Raw genomic sequence first — 15,542 nt, 5'->3', positions numbered from 1 at the left:
CGTTCATGCTGCCCGATCTCATCGAAATCGTTCCGCCAACCGGGCGCCGGACGTCGACCGTCATCCTGCCAGGCTCCAAGAGCATCACCAATCGCGCCCTGATCCTGGCGGCCGTTGCCGAGCAGCCGGTGACGCTGCGGGGCGCACTGTGGAGCGAGGACACGCAGGCGATGGTCGAGTGTCTCGAGCGGCTGGGATTCGCAATCGAGGTTGCCGGCGATCCTGCTGAGCCGGCGAACCGAACGCTCGCGGTGCGCGGCCACGGCGGCACGGTTCCCAATGCGGGCACGCCCGGACAGCCGATCGAGCTCTTCGTGGAGAACGCCGGCACTGCGGCGCGCTTTCTGCCCCCGCTTCTCTGCCTCGGTCGCGGCAGCTACCGGGTGAGCGGCGTGCCACGCATGCATCAGCGGCCTCAGGCTTCCCTGATCGAGGCATTGCGCGCGCTCGGCTATCGCGTCGACACGCCCAATGACCGCCTGCCGGCCGTGGTTCACGGCGACGGCCCGCACCCGGGCGCAACGTGCACGGTCAGCGTCGAGGAGAGCTCGCAGTTCGCGTCGGCCCTGCTGCTGTGCGCGAGGATCGGCGGCTGGACGGTAAACGTCGCCGGCGCCAACGAGGACGAGCTGCCGTACGTCGACATGACGCGCCGCATGGTGGACGACTTTCCGTGGCAGGGCGGGGTCTACGATGTGGAGGCGGATGCATCCGGCGCGAGCTACTTCTGGGGTGCCGACTGGCTTCTGCGCGACTTAGGCCACCGGGTCGCCGTCGTGCCCGCGCCGGCAAGCGGGCTGCAGGCCGACCAGAAATTCCGCGATCTGATCGTCGACCGGCCATGGCGGGCCGCCTATTCGCGCCGCACCGACCTGGCCGACAGCATCATGACCGCGATCGTGCTCGCGCCCCTCGCCCCGGCCGCCACCCGGTTCGCCGATCTGGGTCGCCTGCGAGTCCAGGAATGCGAACGGGTCGAGGCCCTGCGCACCGAGCTGACCAAGTGCGGCGCGCGCGTGGACGAGGCTGGCGACATGTTGACCGTCCATCCCGGCGCCCTGCACGGCGCCGAGATCGAGACCTACAACGACCATCGCGTCGCCATGTGCTTCGGCATGCTGGCCCTGCGCGTCCCCGGCATCCGTCTGCGCAACCCTGCCTGCGTGCGCAAGACATTCCCCAATTTCTTCGTCAAGCTCGCCGATCTCGGCGCCATCATCCGCGATGCCGCGACCGGTCGGCCACTGAGCGGCGACGATCTGCTGGCGTAGCGGCGAGCCGATAAAAGGGATGAGACCATGAAGACCGGGACTCGCGACAAGCTCCGCACCGTCAGCACGCCGACCGTGGCGACCGCGTTGTTCAAGCGCGGCTTTCGCGTCCAGGCGATCCAGGACGTGCACCCGCTCTCGCCCGACCAGCCGACGCTGGTCGGCGAGGCCTTCACCTTGCGCTACATGCCGGCACGCGAGGATCTCAACACGCTCGACGTCTTCCGCGACCGGAGCCATCCCCAGCGCAAGGCGATCGAGGATTGCCCGCCCGGCGCGGTGATGGTGATGGACAGCCGCAAGGATGCGCGCGCGGCCTCGGCCGGCGCGATTCTCGTCACGCGGCTGATGAAGCGCGGCGTCGCCGGGGTGGTGACCGACGGCGGCTTCCGCGATTCGGCGGAGATTGCCGCCCTCGGCTTCCCCGCCTACCACCACCGGCCCAGCGCTCCGACCAACCTGACCTTGCACCAGGCGATCGACATCAACGTGCCGATCGGCTGCGGCGATGCACCGGTATTCCCGGGCGACGTCATCCTGGGCGACAAGGACGGCGTGATCGTGATCCCCGCCCACCTCGCCGACGAGATCGCGGCCGAGGCGGTCGAGATGACCGCCTACGAGGACTTCGTGGCGGAGCGTGTGCACGCGGGCCAAGGCATCTTCGGCCTCTATCCCGCGACCGATCCGAAGTCGTTGGAAGACTTCGCGGAATGGCGGAAGAAGAACAACCGATAGGGAGGCGGGACCATGTTCAGTGTCGATCAGTTTGTTGCCGACTTGCGCGCGACGCTCGGCGAGCGCTCGCGCATGGCAACGCGGGACGTCGTGGCGCGCGCTGTCTCCGATCCCTCGGCGGTGCTGCGCGCCCTGGGCGAGCCGGAGAAGCCGGGTGTGAAGGTGTTGTACCGCGCGCCCGACCTGACCGTGCTGACCCTGGCGTGGGCGCCGATGCAGGTCACCCTGCCGCACGATCATCGGATGAGTGCGGTGATCGGCATGTATGGCGGTCGCGAGGACAACACCTTCTGGCGCCGGACGAACGACGGCTCAAAGTTCGCGATCCGGCCCGCCGGCGGTGAAGCGCTGGGGACCGGTGACGTGACGCTGCTCGGCCCCGACATCGTGCATTCCGTGGTCAATCCGCTCGGCAAGATCAGCGCGGCGATCCACGTCTATGACGGCCCGTTCCTCACGGCCGAGCGCAGCATGTGGGCGGCCGAAACCTTGCAGGAGCAACCCTACGACATCAACGCGGTCGCCAAGGGCATGCCGCTGTCGGCTGGGCCGGCTCCGCGCTAGGCCGACCGCGCGCCGCGGACGAGGCGGCCCGGCAAAGCCCCTGTGAACTCGCCGTCTCGGTAGGTGATCGCGCCGCCAACCACGGTCGCGCGATAGCCTTCGGCCTTCTGCTCGAGACGGCGGCCGCCGCCCGGCAGATTGTGCACGGGATGCGGTGCCGCGACTCGCAGGTTGTCGAGATCGATCACATTCAGATCGGCCTTGTAGCCGGGCGTCAGCCGGCCGCGATCGCCGAGGCCGATCATGCGCGCCGGCGTGTCGGTGAGCTGCTTCACCGCCCACGGCAGCGACCAGCGCTCGCCCGCACGGTCGCGCGTCCAGTAGGTCAGCGCATGCGTGGTGTAGCTCGCGTCGCAGATCATGCCGTAGTGCGCGCCGCCGTCGCCCAGCGCCATCACCGTATGATCGTGATGCAGCATGCTCGCCATATTGGCGTCCGACGCGTCCGTGTAGTTCGCGCCGGGATGGAACAGGATGGTACGGCCGTCACCCGACACCAGCAGGTCGTAGGCCAGCTCCAGCGGCGTGACACCGGCCTTCTCCGCCCGCGCATCGAGCCGCTGCTCGCGCGGCGGGGTGTAGTTCGGCGGATCGCCCAGCACATACATGTTGCCGACGCTGCGCATGAAGGCGAGCATCTGCGGATTGCGATAGGTCGGCTTCTCGGCCAGCAACCTCGCTCGCATCGCCGGATCGCGCAGCTTCGCGAGCTTCTGCTCCAGGACCAGGCCGGCGACCCCGACGTAGCTCGGACAGGTCGAGAACGGGTTGAACGACAGCTCGAGCCCGTACAGCAGCGCGACCGGCCGGCCCGCAACCTGGCCACGGATCGCCAGTCCGTCGCGGTTGGCCCGCTCGACTTCGCGCAACAGCGTCTTCCACCGGCCGGGATAGATCGAGATGTCGAGCAGGGTGAAGGAAAGCGGCCGGCCCGACGTCTCGACCAGCCGTCGCAGCATGGCGAACTCGGTCGACCCTTCGTCGGTCGTGTCCGCGAAATCGTCGAGCAGCTGGATCACGCCCTTGGCCGCGCGGCCCATGCCGCGGGCGATCGCGGTCAGCTCCTCCTCGGCGGCGGTGATGGTCGGGGTCAGCACGCCTTCGGGCGTGCGATGAAACAGCGAGCGCGAGGTCGAAAAGCCGAGCGCGCCGGCGGCGAGCCCTTCCTCGACGAGCGCCGCCATGGCCGCCATGTCCTGCGCCGTCGCCGGCTCGCGGTCGACACCGCGCTGGCCCATGACGAAGACGCGCAGCGGCGCGTGCGGCACCTGGGCGGCGAAATCGATGTCGCATCGCCGCGCGGCCAGGGCATCGAGATACTCGGGGAAAGTCTGCCAGTTCCACGGCACGCCTTCCTGCATGACGATCTCGGGGATGTCCTCGACCCCCTCCATCACCTTCATCAGGGTCTGGCGGTCCTGCGGCCGGCACGGCGCAAAGCCGACGCCGCAATTGCCCATCAGCACCGTCGTGACGCCGTGGCCCGATGAGGGCGAGAAGCGCTCGTCCCAGGTCGCCTGGCCGTCGTAGTGGGTGTGGACGTCGACGAAGCCCGGCGTCACGGCGAGACCCTTGGCGTCGATCTCCTCACGGCCCGAACCGGCGACACGCCCTACGGCGGCGATGCGGCCGTCCTGAATCGCGACATCGGCCTCGCGTGGATCGCCGCCGGTGCCGTCGAGCACCGTGCCATTGCGCACCACCACGTCGTATTGGGCTGCCATGCGCCCTCCCGGGATGATTTAACTTTTCATGACCGTCGCCTCGCCCAGCAGCGAGACGTGTGCGGCCACGATACGCCAACCCTCGGGCGTCCGCATCCAGGTGTGGCTCTGGCGGCCGTTTCGCGTGGCGCCGTGACGACGGAACTCGCAGTTCGCCGTGCCAAAGTCATGACCGTAGGTGACGATCCACAGCTTCAGCAGGTCGCGCCCGACCACGAAGCCGGGATCGCGGCCGGCGCGGAAGGCGGCGATCTGGTCGTAGCCGTAGAGCTGCTCGCCGACGCCGTAGCGCAGGGTATGTGGGCTGTTCCAGAACAGCTCGTCGAGCGTGGCAACATCGTTGGTGTTGAGCGCCGTCTCGTAGCGGTTGAACGCAGCCGTGACTTCCGCAACGACCGACGGGATGTTGATATCCATGACTGCTCCTCTTTGCTTCAGAGCCTTCCTCCCCTCGGCGGACTTCGCCGAGGGGAGGTGTCGGCGTCTTCGCCGACGGAGGGGTCGTGACGCACCGTCCGTGCCTCATGACCCCTCCGCCCGCGTAAGACGCGGGCACCTCCCCTTCACGGACTCCGCGAAGGGGAGGAAAGCGATATCGATTAAGGCGGTTTCGATGTGGGCTCTAAGCCGGTGTCGAGACGCAGACGCCTTGCTTCTCCAGGAACGCCGCCACCCGCAGCGCCGCCGCCTCGTTGAACGGCCGCGCGATCACCTGGACGCCGATCGGCATCGCGCCCGCCTTGCGCGTCGGGACGGCGACAACCGGCAGGCCGATGAAGGAGATCGGCTGGGTGAACAGACCGAGGTTGGCGCGCACCGGCAGCTCGACGCCGCCGATGGTCATCATCACCTGGCCGAGCCTGGGCGCGCTGCACGGCGTGGCCGGCGCCAGCACGATGTCGACCTCGTCGAACAGCTTCAGCACCTCGGCGCGATACTGGCGGCGGAAACGTTGCGCCTTCACGTACCAGGAGCCCGGCAGCAGGTTGCCGGCCATCAGGCGTTCGCGCGTGTCGGGGTCGAAATCCTGCGGCCGCGTCTTGAGCCGTGGCAGATGAAGCTGCCCTCCTTCCATCGCGGTGATGACATAGGCTGCCGAGCGCGCAGCGGCGGCATTGGGCAGCACGATCGTCCTGGTCGCGCCTAGCGCCTTCGCCACGGTCGCCACGGCCTCGAAGCACTCGGGCTCACCGCCTTTGGCGAAGTAGTCGCCGACGATCGCGATCCTCAGGCCGTCTATTCCGTCGTGCAGCGTCGGGAGAGTCGGCTCGATGTCGCGATCGGTGCAGGCCGGATCCTCGGGGTCCCAGCCCTGCATCGCGTCGAACGAGAGAGCGAGGTCCTCGGCCGAACGGGCCAGCGGGCCGAGATGGTCGAAGGCGTCCACGAACGGAAACGAGCCGGCACGGCTCAGCCGTCCATAGGTCGGCTTCAGCCCGAACAGGCCGCACAGCGACGACGGCACGCGGATCGACCCATTGGTGTCGGAGCCCAGTGCGATCGGCACCTCGCCCGCCGCGACAGCGGCCCCCGAGCCGCCCGACGAGCCGCCGGTCATGCGCGTCGGATCGTGCGGATTGCGCGACGGGCCGTAATGCGCGTTCTCGCCGGTGAAGTCGTAGGCGTATTCGCCCATGTTGAGACCGCCGACGAGAATGGCGCCGGCGTCTTCGAGCTTGCGCACCAGCGCGCCATCGCGTGCGGCCTTCGGGCCATCGATGTTGATCTTCGAGCCGGCGCGCGTCGGCAAGCCCTCGATGTCGAACAGGTTCTTGACGGCGAACGGCACGCCGGCAAGCGGGCCCTTGACCTTGCCGGCATCGACCCCGGCAGCGCGCTTCGTCGCGCGCCCGGCCACGATGTCAGTGAAGGCGTTGACAGTCGGCTCGGCCGCTTCGATGCGCTTCAGCGCTGCCTCGACGACGGCGGTGGCCGTGACCGCACCGCTCGCGACAGCACGAGCGATCTCGGCCGCCGTTGCGGCCTTCGACAGGGGATCGCTCATGGCCGGTAGACCGGCAGCGAAGTCAATTCGTCATCGAGCTCGACCGCCAGCAGCGGCTGGGCGATCGCAAGCGAACGCTCGACGTTCAGGATCACATTGGCGCGGTATTCCGGCGCGATCACGAGACCGATCGCCTTGGCTCCCTCATCGACCCAGCGCGCGACATCAGGCTTTTCGTCAGCCACGTTTCCCCCTCGTGCAAAGTGACCTAAGCAAAGTGACAGGCAACTTGCCTGCCCGGGCCCACGTCGCGCAAGGCCGGCATCTGTTCGGTACAGCGTGGCTCGCCCGTAGGGCAGCGGCCATAGAAGCGACAGACCTTGGGATCGGGATCGATCGGGCTGCGCGGCTCGCCGCCGAGCCGCAGCCGGCCGACCCGCTTGTCGGGATCGGCCTGCGGGATCGCCGAGATCAGGGCACGTGTGTAGGGATGCTTGGCAGCGGCGAAGACCTCGCCCGCCGGGCCGGCCTCGACGATCTTGCCGAGATACATCACCAGCACGCGGTCGCACAGCAGGCGCACGACGTTGAGGTCGTGGCTCACGAACAGGTAGCTCATGCCGAGCTCGCGCTTGAGCGTCTGCAGCAGTTGCAGGATCACGACCTGCACCGAGACGTCCAGTGCCGCGGTCGGCTCGTCGAGGATCAGCAGCTCCGGTTCGACGGCGATGGCGCGGGCGATGCCCACCCTCGCCTTCTGGCCGCCCGAAAGCTGGTGCGGGAAGCGGGTCAGCAGCGCGCGCGGCAGGCCGGTCATGTCGGCCAGCGCCTCGACCCGCGCGGTCAGTGCCGCGCCGGACAGGCTCTTCAGGCGGCGCAGCGGATCGGCGATGGCATGAAACGCCGTAAAGCGTGGATTGAGCGAGTCGCCCGCATCCTGGAAGACCATCTGGACGCGCCGGCGATTGGTGTTGCGGGCGAAGCCGCTGGCGCGGATCGCGGCAAGGTCCGTATCGCCGAGACGAATGCTCCCGGAGGTCGGGTCGAGCAGGCGATTGATCAGGCGAACGAGCGTGGACTTGCCACAGCCCGACTCGCCCACCAGCCCAACCGTCTCGCCCTTGCCGATGGTGAAGCTGACCTCGTCGACCGCGTACAGCAGGCGCTTGCCGCCGACGTCGAAGCGCTTGGCCAGCCGGCCGATATCGAGCAGGCCGGTCATAACGGATTCCAGCAGGCGACGTCGTGGCGTTCGCCCACGAGCTGGTGCGGCAGAGGCTCCGTGCAGCGGTCGACGATGCGCTCGCAACGCCCGCTGTAGCGGCACGCCGGCAGGTCGTCTCGGCGCAGGTCCGGCAGATTGCCCGGAATCGACACGAGCTCGGCCAGCGACGCGGTCTCGCCCGGCGTCGCGGCCAGGAGCTTGGCTGAATAAGGATGCCGCGGACCGGCGAACAGCGCCTGGCTCGGCGCCGATTCGACGATGTGGCCGGCGTGCATGACCACGATACGGTCGCAATATTCGCCGGCCAGGGCGAGATCGTGCGTGATGAAAATCGTCGCCATGCCGGAATCGCGGCCCAGCTCGCCGATCAGGTCCATGATCACGGCCTGGGTGGTGACATCGAGGCCCGTTGTCGGCTCGTCGGCGATCAGCAACGCCGGCCGGCAGGCGAGTGCGATGGCGATCATGATGCGCTGGCACATGCCGCCCGACATCTCGAAGGGGTACGCTTCGGCGCGACGCTCGGGATCCGGAATGCGCACCTTCTTCAGCATCTCGATCGCGAGCTTGGGCGCATCGGCGCGCGTGGCGCCGCCGTGGCGCACCAGCACGTCGGCGATCTGCTGGCCGACCCGGCGGATCGGGTTCAGGGCCGTGCGCGGGTTCTGAAAGATCATCGACAGCTCGCGGCCGCGCAGCTCGGCCAGCTCGCGTTCGGACTGCCTCAGGAGATCGGATCCGCCGAACATCGCCGTGCCTGAGGTGACCCTGCCGGCGGCATCGAGGATACCCATCACGGCGAAGGCGGTGACCGACTTGCCCGATCCCGACTCGCCCACCAACGCGATCGTCTCGCCCTTGCCGACCGAAAAGCTCACGTGCTCGAGGACCTTCACGATGCCCGAGCGCGTGCGGAACTCGACCGAAAGATTGTCGACGGCCAGTGCGGGGATCGCGCTCATGTCCGCTGCCTCGGATCGATGATGTCGCGAAGCCCGTCGCCCAGCAGGTTGAAGCAGAACACCGCGAGCATCAGCGTCGCGCCGGGAAACAGCGCGATCCACCATTCGCCGGACTGGATGAAGTTGGCGCCCTCGGCGACCATGATGCCCCACTCGGCGTCGGGCGGCTTGACGCCCAGGCCGATGAAGGAGAGGCCGGCAGCGTTCAGGATCGCGTAGCCCATGGTGAGCGACATCTGCACCATCATGATCGGCATGATGTTGGGCAGGACGTGGCCGAGCAGCACCCGAGCCTCGCCGTTGCCCGACAGGCGCGCCGCCTCGACGAAGCCCGCATCGCGCCGCACGTTGGCCTCGGCGCGCGCGACGCGGACATAGAGCGGAAAGTTGATGATGGCGGTGGCGAGCACGATGTTCACCACCTTGTTGCCGAGCGCCGCCACGATGCCCATCGCCAGCACGAACAGCGGGAAGGCCATGATCGTGTCGGCCAGCCGACCAACGATCCGGTCGGTCCAGCCGCCGAAATAGCCCGCCGCCACACCCGACAAGGCGCCCAGCAGGAAGGCCAGGATCACCGAGGAGAAAGCGATGGTGAGGTCGAGCCGGGTCGCCACCAGCACACGGCTGAAGATGTCGCGGCCGAGCTGGTCGGTGCCGAACCAGTGCGCCGCTGACGGCGCCTGAAGCGCGTTCGCCGCGTCCGACTGCAGGGGATTGTAGGGCGCGATCGCCGGCCCGAAGATCGCCGCGAAGAGGAAGAGCGCGAACAGGCCGAAGGAAAGCCCTGTGACAGGGTTCTCCGACAGCACGTAGCGGGTGTGGCGGACCATCGCGATCATATCAGGCGTCCAGCCGTACGCGCGGATCGACCAGCCCGTAGAGCAGATCGATCAGCAGGTTGAGCGCAACGTAGAGCACCGCCATGGTGAGCACGAAGCCCTGCACCGGCGCGTAATCGGACGTGATCAATGCATTGACGGCATAAAGGCCGATGCCCGGCCAGGCGAACACCGTCTCGACCAGCACGTTGGCGCCGAGCAGGAAGGAGAAGACCATGCCCAGGGTCGTGATCACCGGCAGCACGGCATTGCGGAACGCATAGGTGAAGATGACGGTGCGGGAGCTGAGCCCGCTCGCCCGCGCGGTGCGCACGAAGTCGCTGCCCAGCACCGCCAGCATCGAGCCGCGCGTCATGCGCGCGAGCGGCGCCAGCGAGAAGATCGCCATCGAGATCGCCGGCAGCGCGAGCTGCTTCAGCGCGCTCCAGAAGGTCTCCATGTTGCCTGTGAGCAACGAGTCGATGAGATAGAAGCCGGTGATGTCCGGCGGCGCCGAGAGAAAGACATCGAGCCGGCCGGTCGGCGCCGGCGCGATCTGTAGCAGATAGTAGAAGACATAGGCCAGCAGCAGGCCGGTGAAGAACACCGGCAGCGACACGCCGGCGGTCGTCACCACCCGGCAGAGATGGTCGATCCAGGTGCCCTGCTTCACCGCCGCCAGCACGCCGAGCGGAATGGCGATCGCGACGGCGACGATCAGTGCCACGAGGGTCAGCTCGGCCGAGGCCGGCAGGCGGTTGACGATCTCGGCCACCACCGGCTGGCCGGTGCTGAGCGAGTTGCCGAGATTGCCGTGCGCGAGGTCGACGATGTAGGCGACGAACTGCTCGGGCAGCGACTTGTCGAGGCCGAGCTTGGTGCGGACCTCGGCGATCGCCTGCGGGCTCGCCGCAAGTCCGGCGAAATACGCCGCCGGGTCACCCGGCAGCAGGCGCGTCAGCATGAAGGTGACGACCACCACCCCGACGATGCTGGGCACCGACGTCGCCAGCCGCGCCAGGAGGAGCTTCAGCATGGCCTTTGGCCCGCCGCTCTCACGTCAGCCCTTCGCCAGCTGGCGGTAGTCGAGCTGGCGATGGAACCAGTAGCGGTATCCGGTGATGTTCTTCTGCATCGCCACGTTGAGCAGCGGCTGGAACACCGGAACGCGGGGGACCTCCTCGAAAGCGATGTCGACGAATCCCTTCACCGCCGCATCGTACTCCGGGCCGGTGGTGAAGCGCGCCTTGTCGATCAGCGCGTCCATCTTGGGGTTCTTGTAGGACATCGTGTTGAAGACGGCGTTCTGGCCGTGATAGCACCAGAAGAAGAAATACTCCGGATAGTTGAGCCAACCGCCAAAGGCGTTGACGATCAGCGGCATGCTCTTCTTCAGGAGCTCGGCGCGCCAGTTGGCGCCCGGCACCTTGTTGATCGTCGTCTTGATGCCGATCTTGGCGAGGTTCTCCTGGACCAGGATGGCGAACGGCTCGTTGGTGCTGGCGGCGCCCAGGTCGAACGACAGCGTGGTCTCGAGCCCGTTGGGGTAGCCCGCTTCGACCATCAGCGCCTTCGCCTTGTCGAGGTTGGTGCTGTAGCCATCCTTCTGCGGCCACACCGAGCCCTTGGACTTGTTGTCGGCGCCACCGAACAGCGGGATGGCCTGTCCGAACATCACCGTGTCCATGATCTCCTGGTAGGGGATCGCCCAGGCCACGGCCTGGCGCAGCTTCTCGTTGTCGAACGGCTTGGTCGCCACGTTCATGCCGACATAGATCATCGCGTTCTCGATCGGCGTGCCGATCACAGTGAGCTTCGGCAACTTCTTGAGCTCGGCGAAGTCCTTCGACGGCAAGTCGAAAGAGATGTCGGCATCGCCGCGCTCGAGCAGGGCACGCCGGTTGCCGGCCGACGGGATGATGCGCTGAATCACACGCCGAACCTTGGGCAGCGGGCCGTTCTTCCAGTCGTCGTTGCGCACGAAGACGACTTCCTGGCTGGGCTGCCACTTCTCGACCTTGTAGGCGCCGCCCGAGGCGTGGTTGTTCTTGCACCACTCCATCGCCCAGGGGTCCTTCTCGGTCGCGTTCTTCTTGCACAGCTCGGAGTTCATGATCACCGGCACCGGCACGCCGATGTCGGGCATGGTGAGCTTGTCGGCGCGCAGGAAGTCGACGCGGAAGGTGTGGTCGTCGACGGCGACGAACTGTTCAGGCTTCTGGAGCGAGCCTGCGGCCATCTGGAAGGTCGGGAAGCCGCCCACCGTGACCGCGCGGTCGAACGACCATTTTACGTCCTTGGCGGTAATCGGCGTGCCGTCGTGGAACTTGGCGTCGCGGCGCAGCTTGAACGTGACCGAGTTGGGCTTGAGGTCCCATTCGGTCGCAAGCTCGGGCTCCAGCTTGGTGTAGTCGTAATGATCGTTGCCGTTGGCGTCCTTCTTGACGCCATAGGTCATCAGCCGGTCGTGGGTGTTCCACGACACTTCGTAGGCCGGCCGGTTGGCGCCGACGCCGTGGATGTCCTGCGAGTTGGGCGGGCTCTCGGTGACGATCAGCAAGGTCTCGTTGCGCGCCTGAGCCTTGGCCTCGGACCAGATCGCCGGGGCGGCCGTGGCTGCCGCGCTCGCGGCCGCCGTCGTCTTGAAGAATGTGCGACGCTTCATCGGAAGATCCCCCCACAACACCCAAACGTGAGCCAGCTTGCAGAGAGGCAGCAAGCCACGTGCCAGCCACTTTCGAATCTGCGGCACACGCGAATCGGCCCGGATTCATTGGGTTTTCGGCGCCTTCACGGCGCAGCGCCGGCCTCGCCGGAAACACCGATTCCGCCCAAATTGTATGCAATCTGGTTGTTTTGCATGCGATTTAGAACCTTTTGTTCATTTGGCACTCAAATTGTATGTACAGGGCTTGCGTGCACAGCCCTCGTGCACGTCCGCTGGACTTTTCGAGCGTGGTCCCTAGAGAAAACTGATGAACTTTGCCCTCGATCTCGGTGTCCACGCTCTCCTCGCCCGTTACCGTCTCGGCAGCCTGACCTGCCGTTCCGTGATCGAGGAGGTGCTCGCCCGCATCGCCGCGGCGGGCGACGACAAGGTCTGGCTCTCCCGCGTGCCGGACGACGCGTTGCGTGCACAGGCGGATGCGCTCGACAGGACGGGCGACCGGTCCTTGCCCCTGTTCGGCATTCCTTTTGGGGTGAAGGACAATATCGACGTGGCAGGCATGATGACCACGGCCGCCTGTCCCGGCTTCGCGTACAAGGCCGAAGTCTCCGCCGAGATCGTGCAGCGCCTGGTCGCAGCCGGCGCAATCGTGATCGGCAAAACCAACCTCGACCAGTTCGCGACCGGCCTGGTCGGCGTACGCTCGCCCTACGGCGTGCCGCGCAACCCGTTCAACGCCGACTACATTCCCGGCGGCTCGAGCTCCGGCTCGGCGGTCGCCGTCTCCGCCGGGCTCGTGAGCTTCTCGCTCGGCACCGACACGGCAGGCTCGGGCCGCGTGCCGGCCGGCTTCAACAACATCGTCGGGCTGAAGCCGACGCCGGGCGCGCTCAGCACCGAGGGGCTGGTACCGGCCTGCCGCTCGCTCGACTGCCCCTCCGTCTTCGCACTGTCGTGCGCCGATGCCGCCGCCGTGTTCGACGTCATCGCGCCGGTCCGGACCACGCCATCGATGGGCAAGAACTTCCGCTTCGGCACGCTGATGGCCAAGGACGCCGAGTTCTTCGGCGATGAGGCCTATGCCAGCCTTTACGAGCAGGCGGTCGGGCAGTTGGCGAAGATGGGCGGCATCGCCGTTCCATTCGACTACACGCCCTTCCGCGACGCCGCCCAGCTGCTCTACAACGGTCCCTGGGTGGCGGAGCGCACCGCCGCGGTCGGCGCGTTCATTACCGGCGCCGACGACGATGCCGGCGTCTGGCCGGTGACGCGCGACATCATCCTCGCCGGGCGGGAGTACAGCGCCGTCGACGCCTTCGAGGGCCAATACGAACTTGCCGACCTGAAGGCCCGCGCCGACGCCGGAATGAAGGACCTCGACATCCTCGCGGTTCCGACCGCCGGCACGATCTATCGCCTCAGCGACCTCGAGCGCGAGCCCGTGCTCTACAACTCGCACCTCGGCCGCTACACCAACTTCGTCAACTTCTTCGGCATGAGCGCCCTGGCCTTGCCGTTCGGCTTTCGGCCGGACGGGCTGCCGTTCGGCATCACCCTGATCGCCCGACCCCATGCCGAGCGCACCCTGCTCGCCTTCGGCGCGCGTTGGCAGCGCGCCCTCGGCCTGCCGCTCGGCAAGACCGTCGGCAAGCTTCCGCCTGCCGACGCCGATCCGATCGCCGCCGATGACCGCATTTCCATTGCCGTGGTGGGAGCGCACATGAGCGGCCTGCCGCTCAACGGTCAGCTCACGGAGCTCGGCGGCCGGCAGGAAAGCACGAGCCGGACCGCCCCGCTCTATCGCTTCTACGCCTTGCCCGGCGATCCGCCGGCGCGGCCCGGCTTGCTGCGCGTGGCCAAGGACGGCGCCGCCATCGAGCTCGAAGTCTGGAGCCTGCCCGCCGCGACGGTCGGTGCGTTCGCGCGCCAGATCCCGTCGCCGCTTGGGCTCGGCAGCATCGCACTGGAGGATGGCTCGTCGGTGCTTGGCTTTCTCTGCGAGAGCTACGCGACCGAGGGCGCAAGCGACATCACTGCCTTGGGCGGCTGGCGCGCCTATTTGAAGAGTATCGCCTAAACCCGCTGCACGCCGGGGCGGCCGGACTCCACGGCGAAGCGTGTCAGGGTTGAAATGGGCGAGTTCATTTCCTTGACCGACTGGACGGTGCGGAACGCCACCTGCGCGCTCCCCGGCTCGAGCGTGACGAGGCCATAACCGTTGACGCCGGTGCGCCCGTAGCGCAGGTGCGGATTACGCGACAGAAGCGTTTTCACCCGCGCCTCCGCCGGTCCCTGAGAGGTGATCGAGCCGCCGACGAACTCCGTCGCGAGGACGGCACGGTCGCGTTCGAGGTCGGCTGCCCAGAAGGAATGGACGTCGCCGCCCAGCACCAGCGTGTTGCGCACCGGCGATGCCGCCACCGCATCGAGCAGCAGGCGCCGTGCCGCGGGATAGCCGTCCCAGCCGTCGGCCCAGTAGCTGTGCTGCCCGTCCCGGCCGCGGTCGACTTCCGCCATCAGGGTTTGCTGCGCGACTACGTTCCAGCGCGCCGACGCGCGCTTCATGCCATCGGCAAGCCACATCTCCTGTTCGGCCCCCAGCATCGTGCGCGCGGGATCGTTCCTCTCGTCGCAGCCCGTGAGAAGCTTGCGGCGTGCGAGCATGGCGCGGCAGGCATGGTGCGACCGGTACTGGCGATCGTCGAGCACATGCAGCTCGGCGAGATCGCCGAAGCGATAGCGGTCGTAGAGACGGAGCGACGCCCCGCTCGGCTGCATCGCGTTGGGCAGCGGCATGTGCTCCCAGAACGCCTGATAGGCCGCGGCGCGCTGCGCCAGGAAGCGCGCAGGATCGGGATCGGCCGGTGAGATGTCGCTGGTGTAGTCGTCGGTAACCTCATGGTCGTCCCACGTCACGATCCAGGGATGTGCGGCGTGCGCTGCCTGCAAATCGCGGTCGGACTTGTAGAGCGCGTAGCGGTCGCGGAATTCGAACAGCATCGTCGGTCGTCCGGTGCCGTGATGGCGCACCAGCTCGCGGCCCCACGAGATGTCGTAGATGTAGTCGCCGACGAACAGCACCGCGGTCAGTTCCTCTGCCGCCATGTGGCGCAGCGCGGAGAAATAGCCCTGCTCGTATTGCTGGCACGAGGCCAAGGCAAAGCGCAGCGCCGGCACGTGCTCGCGTGGATCGGGTGCGGTGCAGGTGCGGCCGATCGGGCTCGTCTTGCCCTGCACGGTGAAGCGGTACCAGTAGGGTCGTTTGGGTCGCAGCCCCTCGACCTCGACATGCAGCGAGTGCGCCCAGCGCGCATCGGCCGTTGCCTCGCCAGAGCGCACGACCTTCTGCAACGCCTCGTCCTCGGCAACCATCCATTGTACGGGAATTGCTCCGGCCAAGGTCGCCGAGGGGTCCGTCGCCATGAGGCGCGTCCAGAGCACGATGCCCGTTGGCGACGGATGCCCGGAGGCCACGCCCAGCCCGAACGGCTGCTCGGCGAGCGGCGCCTGGGCCCGCGCCATCGCGGGCAGCCACAACGCGCCCGCGCCGGCAAGGAAGGAGCGGCGATGCATCGCCCGATTCTGCGCCCGCGAAACGGCCGCTTCAACCGGGCGCCGTCGGTC

General features: G+C 67.6%; 14 protein-coding genes. 4 read left to right on the top strand and 10 right to left on the bottom strand.

All coding sequences use genetic code 11. The features are described from left to right. The first annotated feature begins 5 nt into the window (after window positions 1–5). From ACQY8M_RS12465 to ACQY8M_RS12455, 3 genes are read left to right on the top strand one after another with little or no spacing between them, the layout of a single operon-like run. Window positions 6–1,271, top strand: a complete 1,266-nt coding sequence (locus ACQY8M_RS12465) for a 3-phosphoshikimate 1-carboxyvinyltransferase (RefSeq protein WP_428672363.1) — start codon at window positions 6–8, stop codon at window positions 1,269–1,271. A gap of 27 nt (window positions 1,272–1,298) precedes the next feature. Continuing rightward, complete coding sequence (locus tag ACQY8M_RS12460) at window positions 1,299–2,009, top strand: ribonuclease activity regulator RraA (RefSeq protein WP_428672361.1); 711 nt, start codon at window positions 1,299–1,301, stop codon at window positions 2,007–2,009. Between the two features lie 12 nt (window positions 2,010–2,021). Beyond that, a complete protein-coding gene (locus tag ACQY8M_RS12455) occupies window positions 2,022–2,573 on the top strand; it encodes a hypothetical protein (protein WP_428672359.1) in 552 nt (183 codons plus the stop codon). Here ACQY8M_RS12455 and ACQY8M_RS12450 read toward each other — a convergent pair. The 9 genes from ACQY8M_RS12450 to ACQY8M_RS12410 all read right to left on the bottom strand — a co-directional run bounded on the left by ACQY8M_RS12450 (window position 2,570) and on the right by ACQY8M_RS12410 (window position 11,915). Then, entirely contained in the window at window positions 2,570–4,297 is a 1,728-nt protein-coding gene (locus tag ACQY8M_RS12450; RefSeq protein WP_428672357.1) for an N-acyl-D-amino-acid deacylase family protein, read from the bottom strand. The two genes, ACQY8M_RS12455 and ACQY8M_RS12450, sit on opposite strands and share 4 nt — an antisense overlap. Before the next feature lie 18 nt (window positions 4,298–4,315). Beyond that, window positions 4,316–4,714, bottom strand: a complete 399-nt coding sequence (hpxZ, locus tag ACQY8M_RS12445; protein ID WP_428672355.1) for an oxalurate catabolism protein HpxZ — start codon at window positions 4,712–4,714, stop codon at window positions 4,316–4,318. A gap of 205 nt (window positions 4,715–4,919) precedes the next feature. Then, on the bottom strand, window positions 4,920–6,302 hold the full coding sequence (locus ACQY8M_RS12440) for an AtzE family amidohydrolase (RefSeq protein ID WP_428672353.1): 1,383 nt from the start codon (window positions 6,300–6,302) through the stop codon (window positions 4,920–4,922). Further along, window positions 6,299–6,487 carry a DUF4089 domain-containing protein gene (locus ACQY8M_RS12435; RefSeq protein WP_428672351.1) on the bottom strand — a complete coding sequence of 63 codons (189 nt, stop codon included), beginning with the start codon at window positions 6,485–6,487 and terminating at the stop codon, window positions 6,299–6,301. Before ACQY8M_RS12435 ends, ACQY8M_RS12440 begins: the two co-directional genes overlap by 4 nt. 23 nt (window positions 6,488–6,510) lie before the next feature. Then, a complete protein-coding gene (locus ACQY8M_RS12430; RefSeq protein ID WP_428672349.1) occupies window positions 6,511–7,464 on the bottom strand; it encodes an oligopeptide/dipeptide ABC transporter ATP-binding protein in 954 nt (317 codons plus the stop codon). Then, on the bottom strand, window positions 7,461–8,429 hold the full coding sequence (locus tag ACQY8M_RS12425; protein WP_428672347.1) for an ABC transporter ATP-binding protein: 969 nt from the start codon (window positions 8,427–8,429) through the stop codon (window positions 7,461–7,463). Before ACQY8M_RS12425 ends, ACQY8M_RS12430 begins: the two co-directional genes overlap by 4 nt. Then, on the bottom strand, window positions 8,426–9,271 hold the full coding sequence (locus tag ACQY8M_RS12420) for an ABC transporter permease (RefSeq protein WP_428672345.1): 846 nt from the start codon (window positions 9,269–9,271) through the stop codon (window positions 8,426–8,428). Before ACQY8M_RS12420 ends, ACQY8M_RS12425 begins: the two co-directional genes overlap by 4 nt. 1 nt (window position 9,272) lies before the next feature. Further along, a complete protein-coding gene (locus ACQY8M_RS12415) occupies window positions 9,273–10,286 on the bottom strand; it encodes an ABC transporter permease (protein WP_428672343.1) in 1,014 nt (337 codons plus the stop codon). Window positions 10,287–10,310: 24 nt separating this feature from the next. After that, window positions 10,311–11,915, bottom strand: a complete 1,605-nt coding sequence (locus tag ACQY8M_RS12410) for an ABC transporter substrate-binding protein (RefSeq protein ID WP_428672341.1) — start codon at window positions 11,913–11,915, stop codon at window positions 10,311–10,313. A gap of 307 nt (window positions 11,916–12,222) precedes the next feature. Between ACQY8M_RS12410 and atzF the strand changes: the two genes are divergently transcribed. Beyond that, on the top strand, window positions 12,223–13,995 hold the full coding sequence (gene atzF / locus ACQY8M_RS12405; RefSeq protein WP_428675352.1) for an allophanate hydrolase: 1,773 nt from the start codon (window positions 12,223–12,225) through the stop codon (window positions 13,993–13,995). On the opposite strand, the gene ACQY8M_RS12400 is transcribed toward atzF, so the two are convergent. Beyond that, entirely contained in the window at window positions 13,992–15,491 is a 1,500-nt protein-coding gene (locus ACQY8M_RS12400) for an alkaline phosphatase D family protein (RefSeq protein WP_428672339.1), read from the bottom strand. The genes atzF and ACQY8M_RS12400 overlap by 4 nt on opposite strands. Window positions 15,492–15,542: the final 51 nt, after the last annotated feature.

This window comes from Reyranella sp., from assembly GCF_965279465.1.
Taxonomy (GTDB): domain Bacteria; phylum Pseudomonadota; class Alphaproteobacteria; order Reyranellales; family Reyranellaceae; genus Reyranella.
Note: the sequence above shows the minus strand (reverse complement) of the source record. Positions and strands in the feature narration are given on the sequence as shown.

Excerpts from the sequence above, each read along its gene's own strand:
- ACQY8M_RS12415 (WP_428672343.1), bottom strand. The coding sequence starts at position 10,286 with ATGCTGAAGCTCCTCCTGGCGCGGCTGGCGACGTCGGTGCCCAGCATC.
- ACQY8M_RS12440 (WP_428672353.1), bottom strand. The coding sequence starts at position 6,302 with ATGAGCGATCCCCTGTCGAAGGCCGCAACGGCGGCCGAGATCGCTCGT.
- ACQY8M_RS12450 (WP_428672357.1), bottom strand. The coding sequence starts at position 4,297 with ATGGCAGCCCAATACGACGTGGTGGTGCGCAATGGCACGGTGCTCGAC.
- ACQY8M_RS12425 (WP_428672347.1), bottom strand. The coding sequence starts at position 8,429 with ATGAGCGCGATCCCCGCACTGGCCGTCGACAATCTTTCGGTCGAGTTC.
- ACQY8M_RS12430 (WP_428672349.1), bottom strand. The coding sequence starts at position 7,464 with ATGACCGGCCTGCTCGATATCGGCCGGCTGGCCAAGCGCTTCGACGTC.
- ACQY8M_RS12465 (WP_428672363.1), top strand. The coding sequence starts at position 6 with ATGCTGCCCGATCTCATCGAAATCGTTCCGCCAACCGGGCGCCGGACG.
- hpxZ (WP_428672355.1), bottom strand. The coding sequence starts at position 4,714 with ATGGATATCAACATCCCGTCGGTCGTTGCGGAAGTCACGGCTGCGTTC.
- ACQY8M_RS12420 (WP_428672345.1), bottom strand. The coding sequence starts at position 9,271 with ATGATCGCGATGGTCCGCCACACCCGCTACGTGCTGTCGGAGAACCCT.
- ACQY8M_RS12400 (WP_428672339.1), bottom strand. The coding sequence starts at position 15,491 with ATGCATCGCCGCTCCTTCCTTGCCGGCGCGGGCGCGTTGTGGCTGCCC.
- ACQY8M_RS12410 (WP_428672341.1), bottom strand. The coding sequence starts at position 11,915 with ATGAAGCGTCGCACATTCTTCAAGACGACGGCGGCCGCGAGCGCGGCA.
- ACQY8M_RS12460 (WP_428672361.1), top strand. The coding sequence starts at position 1,299 with ATGAAGACCGGGACTCGCGACAAGCTCCGCACCGTCAGCACGCCGACC.
- ACQY8M_RS12455 (WP_428672359.1), top strand. The coding sequence starts at position 2,022 with ATGTTCAGTGTCGATCAGTTTGTTGCCGACTTGCGCGCGACGCTCGGC.